Here is a 636-nt window from a genome sequence, read left to right on the forward strand (position 1 = left end):
TAGTGCGCTGGGTTATCGCTCGCCACGGGAATATCTGCGGCAGCGGGCTTGTAATGGGTTAAGTGATAACAGATGTCTGGAAATATAGGGGCAAATCCACCAGCCACGGAGTTCCATCGCGGCATAGGTTATTGCAACGAAAAGCAGCGTTATCCAATGTAAATAAATTTGAGTTTTTGAGAATCGGTTCATTTTTGTAGCTCCTGTAATTTTTACAGTCAAGCTATCCCACGAACCTTAAAAATTCCTTATACAGATGTGGTTTTAAGAATTTGTTATTTAAAAAATTGATAGTGCACATTGTAACCAGCCAATATAAGCAATGGCGTGAGCACAGGTATCTTTCTCTGTTGGCCGTATTGTGTATGGAATCCGTTATTGGTTTGAGGTGTACTGGCAATAGCGGACACTACCATTTGTTCTTTTTTTAAGCAGCCATCTGATGATATTTTTCCCTGAAGGCTGCCGGGGAGATATTCCCCAGACGAGAGTGACGACGCTGACGATTGTAGAAAATCTCAATGTATTCCCGTATTACTGAGATGGCTTCATCCCGGTTATTAAAACGATAGTGGCTCAGGCTCTCATTTTTCAGCGTTCCCCAGAAGCTTTCCATCGGAGCGTTGTCGTAACAGT

At 42.9% G+C, this 636-nt stretch carries 1 protein-coding gene and 1 pseudogene; both read right to left on the reverse strand.

Features of this window, described 5'->3' with window-relative positions:
* Positions 1–96 precede the first annotated feature (96 nt).
* A pseudogene (locus BGK49_RS30520) lies at positions 97–192 on the reverse strand (cytochrome b); the annotation flags it as partial.
* 235 nt (positions 193–427) lie between these two features.
* Positions 428–636 (reverse strand): IS3 family transposase (locus BGK49_RS17010; RefSeq protein ID WP_001073957.1); only part of this gene is annotated, 209 nt, incomplete at its 5' end.

The organism is Shigella sp. FC1544 (assembly GCF_001722145.1).
GTDB classification, from domain to species: Bacteria; Pseudomonadota; Gammaproteobacteria; order Enterobacterales; family Enterobacteriaceae; genus Escherichia; species Escherichia coli.